The 4,323-nt window shown below is 57.3% G+C and carries 4 protein-coding genes; 2 read left to right on the forward strand and 2 right to left on the reverse strand.

The window, feature by feature from the left end; all coding sequences use genetic code 11:
- The coding region (locus E1H13_RS26190; RefSeq protein ID WP_206071112.1) for a sensor domain-containing diguanylate cyclase at window positions 1-994 on the forward strand (994 nt) is incomplete at its 5' end.
- 192 nt (window positions 995-1,186) lie between these two features.
- On the opposite strand, the gene gap is transcribed toward E1H13_RS26190, so the two are convergent.
- On the reverse strand, window positions 1,187-2,239 hold the full coding sequence (gene gap / locus E1H13_RS26195) for a type I glyceraldehyde-3-phosphate dehydrogenase (protein ID WP_169617901.1): 1,053 nt from the start codon (window positions 2,237-2,239) through the stop codon (window positions 1,187-1,189).
- Between the two features lie 654 nt (window positions 2,240-2,893).
- Here gap and E1H13_RS26200 point away from each other — a divergent pair.
- Window positions 2,894-3,049: a hypothetical protein gene (locus tag E1H13_RS26200; protein WP_169617902.1), complete on the forward strand. Its 156-nt coding sequence runs from the start codon at window positions 2,894-2,896 to the stop codon at window positions 3,047-3,049.
- A gap of 161 nt (window positions 3,050-3,210) precedes the next feature.
- Here E1H13_RS26200 and E1H13_RS26205 read toward each other — a convergent pair whose 3' ends face one another.
- Complete coding sequence (locus tag E1H13_RS26205) at window positions 3,211-3,843, reverse strand: alpha/beta hydrolase (protein WP_206071114.1); 633 nt, start codon at window positions 3,841-3,843, stop codon at window positions 3,211-3,213.
- Window positions 3,844-4,323: the final 480 nt, after the last annotated feature.

A 4,323-nucleotide genomic window follows, 5' to 3' on the forward strand; every position in this document is an offset into this window, starting at 1 on the left:
AATCGCTGCATCAGAGAGAAGCTGGCCAAGCAAGGTCATCCGGTCTTTTCCTCTGGCCTGCACTAAAATGCACTACCAAAATGCGATCGCGCCCCTCTGGCAGGGGCAGCGGTTTCCCCTAGACCATTGCATTTGTGGCTGGGCCATGACTCACCAGCAGGTGGCCATGATTGAAGATGTCTACAGCGATGCCCGTATTCCTGTGGAGGCCTATGCCCCTACCTTTGTCAAAAGCTTAACGATTGTGCCCATGCACCACCCAACTCCCCTTGGTGCGGTGGGGGTTTACTGGGCTGAGCGGCACCAGCCGTTATCCCAGGAAGTAGACCTGCTACAGGTGCTGGCAGACACCACGGCCACTGTTCTAGAAAAGTTGCTTCCCCAAGCCCTAGAACCACGGCCCTCCCCATCCCGCCTACAAGAGCTAGAGGTTCAAAATGCCCGTTTGCGAGCCGAACTTCTCCAACGCCACACCACTGAATATGAACTGAGACGGCTGTCTCTGACCGATGCCCTCACGGGGTTACACAACCGCCGGAGTTTCTTTGTCCTGGCCAATCAACAGTTTAAGCTGGCCCAGCGACAGCAACAGGTGGTGGGAGTCCTGTTTATCGATTTGGACTACCTGAAGCAGGTGAACGATCACTATGGCCATGACGCAGGGGACTGGTTGATTGTCAATGCAGCTCAGCTGCTGCGAAATACCTGCCGAGAGTCCGACATTGTGGCTCGCCTAGGGGGAGACGAGTTTGTGATATTTGTGGCGGACTGTACCGACGGTACAGAGATAGTCAGTCGGTTACAAGCCAACGCCAACGCCTTTAACCAGACCCATGATCGCCCCTATCAGCTGTCGATGAGTGTGGGCCTAGCCCTGAGCCACCGAACTGACATCAACCCTTCCCTGCGTAAGCTAATCGCCCAGGCCGATGCCGCCATGTATGCCGCGAAGCAGGCCAACCGCCAGCCAGCCGTAGATGTCACCGCCAGCTAAGCGATGATCATGGTGGCTATGGTGCAGACCCAGTATCGCGAGCTACGGCAAACCTAAATCCACCACGTTGACAAGGGTGGCTGCCATAGGGCTATCTACCTCATGAAGAGTGAGAAATAGATCTTAGGGTTCTCTATATCAAGCTCCCATGGGGCACAAAGCCCTGGAATCTTGGTGAACTGTACCGATGCCCTAAACCATCGCCGGGATCTTGATCCCAGATAAAATGCCCTCCTGTTGGGCCATGTACAGCATCAAATCCACCACCCGCATGGAGTAGCCCCACTCATTGTCATACCAGGACACCACCTTAAAGAAGTGGTCGTTCAGGGCAATCCCAGCGCCAGCGTCAAAGGTGCTGGAGTGGGGATCGGTCGTAAAGTCCGTGGACACCACATCGTCGTCGGTGTAGCCCAAAATCCCTTTCATCGGGCCATCGGCGGCGGCCTTCATGGCGGCACAGATGGCCTCGTAGCTGGTAGCCTGGTCGGTCTTGAAGGTCAGGTCCACCACCGACACATTCGGGGTCGGTACCCGAAAGGCCATGCCCGTCAGCTTGCCCTTGAGGGCGGGCAGCACCAGGGTCACGGCCTTAGCCGCCCCGGTGGAGGCGGGGATGATGTTTTGGCCAGCGCCCCGTCCCCCCCGGAAATCTTTCTTCGAGGGGCCATCCACCGTGGGCTGGGTGGCGGTGGAGGCATGGACGGTGGTCATCAACCCTTCCGCCAGGCCAAAGTTGTCTTGAATCACCTTGGCGATCGGGGCCAGGCAGTTGGTGGTGCAGCTGGCGTTGGAGACAATCAAGTCGCTGTCGGGGTTGTAAGCCTCGTGGTTGACGCCAACCACAAACGTGGAGACCTTATCGGGATCTTTAGTAGGGGCCGACAAAATCACCCGCTTAGCGCCCGCTTGAATGTGCTGATGGGCGGTGTCAAAGGTGGTAAACAGACCGGTGGATTCCACCACGTAATCTACCCCCAGGTCTTTCCAGGGCAGTTCGGCAGGGTTGCGCACCGACATACAGGGAATTTTTTTACCATCTACGACAATGCCGTCTTCGGCGGCTTCGACGCTGCCGTCAAATCGACCATGGGTGGAGTCATATTTGAGCAAATAGGCCAGGTTAGCGGGGGGCACCAGGTCATTAATGCCAACGAACTCCAAGTTGGGGTTTTTAATTCCCCCCCGTAGTACTAGGCGGCCGATGCGGCCAAATCCATTGATTCCAACTTTTAAGGTTGCCATGCTGGATTGTCCTTCGCTTGAATGTGCATGATCGGGGCTGGTAACCAGGGGGGAATGGTAATCACCATGAATTCCCGCCCATGCTGGCCGGGTTGACCCCTCCGGTGGCTGTTTTGTCTCTTACCTCTATGTAAGCGACAAACCGGAAAAATGCTGTACATCTAAGCTTTTCTTTGGGCTTGCCGATGGGCTGGTCTATGGCAATGATTGGCCAGAGGCAGAGCTTCTGGGGAAGAGCGCGCATCCGGCCCCTGACTACCCCACCTCTGCCCCTCCAGGGCTTATGTGTACACAGTAGCCCTAGAACCTTTGCCGCCATGGCTTTTCCCACCCTGCGGGCAGCGCAAGCTCTACATACCCCAACCCCAGGACGGGAGAAGGGAAGCCGGAAAGCCTTGTCTGGCTTCCCCCACTCTTCGAGAAGCAAGCTACGCCCATTTTGGGGAGAGGGGGACTGTTGGCGTAGCCTGCCCAGAGGGCTTGGGGGTGAGGGCCGAGATGTGTATACACAGTAGCCCTCCAAGGAGGGGATGCTGATACCCGACACCCAATACCCGACACCTCCAATATTTTGTTCTAGCAACTGAACCTTTCCGCTAAAATAGCTGTAAGCCAGGGTGTTAGCGGATTACTCACTGCTGTTGGAGACCTGCTGTGTTTACTGGCATTGATATTATTGCAATCTTGTTAGCGGTGATGGTGTTTGTATACGCCACCAAACCTAGCAAAGAGACTGAGCTGACGTTTGAACCATTAACCTTCTTGGTGGTGCTGTTTGTGGCGGCGATGGTGGTGGTTTCTCTGCGGTAGTCAGCGCCCCATAGGGGTCGCTTTGAATTCCGCCTAGCGGTACCAGTACCCTAGGGCAGAAATGACAGGTCTATTCACCAGAGTGGAAGACCCTGCTCGGCTTGGATTCCCCGTTCTGCCTTTTGCCTTCATACGTCTGCCTTGCTGTACTTGGGCTGGGGCTACAGCAAAATTGATAAAGGCCGCAAAAATTGGGCCAAGCGGTTGTACGTGCTGTGGATGCGATCGCCTTCTAACACCACTTCAGCCGTTGGGTAGTTTTGCAAGACTTCGATCAGGGTGATTTGGTTGTCATCTGCGGCCGATAGTACCAGGGCCGATCGCAGCGCCTGGCGCGATCGCCCCCCGGCAGCGGGACGAATAGTTTCCCCCACCTGGTCGAGCAGCCACCCGCCAGGGACACTGTTGAGGGCTCGATCCAGCATCACCGGATCGGCTGGGATCGGACGATTCAGGGCCGATTGTACAGCGCTCGGATCTTGCCCGGCCTGGCGTAATAACCCCGCCACCGAACGGGGGGCCTCCCCAGTTTCGGCCAGGATAGCCAGGTCTTCCACCGGCACGCTGCGACTAAAGCCGCGATAGCGCAGAACCACCCGTTCCGCAGCCAGGGCCGGGGCTGCGGCAATGGTAGCAAGGGCAATCAGGCTGATGGCGAGGGCTTTAAGGGGCTGCATAGGGGTCTCCAGGGGGGACCACTTCAGTCTAGGAAAGTTGGCGCTGGATGGTGTCCCCCCAGGGGCCAGTTGTCGGCGCTGGCTGTGGCTGGGGACGGTTTGCGGTTCACGGTTCACGGTTCACGGTTCACGGTTCACGGTTCACGGTTCACGGTTCACGGTTTACGGTTTACGGTTTACGGGTTGCGGTTCACGGGTTGCGGTTCACGGTTTACGGTTTACGGTTCACGGTGCGTCCCCTCCTGGGAGGGGCAGGGGTGGGTTAATCAGGTTCGCGGTTCACGGTTTACGGTTCACGGTTTACGGTTCACGGTTTACGGTTTACGGGTTGCGGTTCACGGTTTACGGTTCGCGGTGCGTCCCCTCCTGGGAGGGGCAGGGGTGGGTTAATCAGGTTCGCGGTTCACGGCCTGCGGTTTACGATTTACGGCTGGCGGTAAAGCGTAAACCTTTTCAGCCCGCTATCTTTAACTTGATAGACCACTGCAACGATAACTCCTGGCAGAACTAACCCACCTAATATTCCCCTCCGCCCTCCGCCCTCCGCCCTCCGCCCTCCGCCCTCCGCCCTCCGCCCTCCGCCCTCCGCCCTCTGCC

Origin of the sequence: Nodosilinea sp. P-1105 (genome assembly GCF_012911975.1) — a bacterium.
Lineage (GTDB): Bacteria > Cyanobacteriota > Cyanobacteriia > Phormidesmidales > Phormidesmidaceae > Nodosilinea.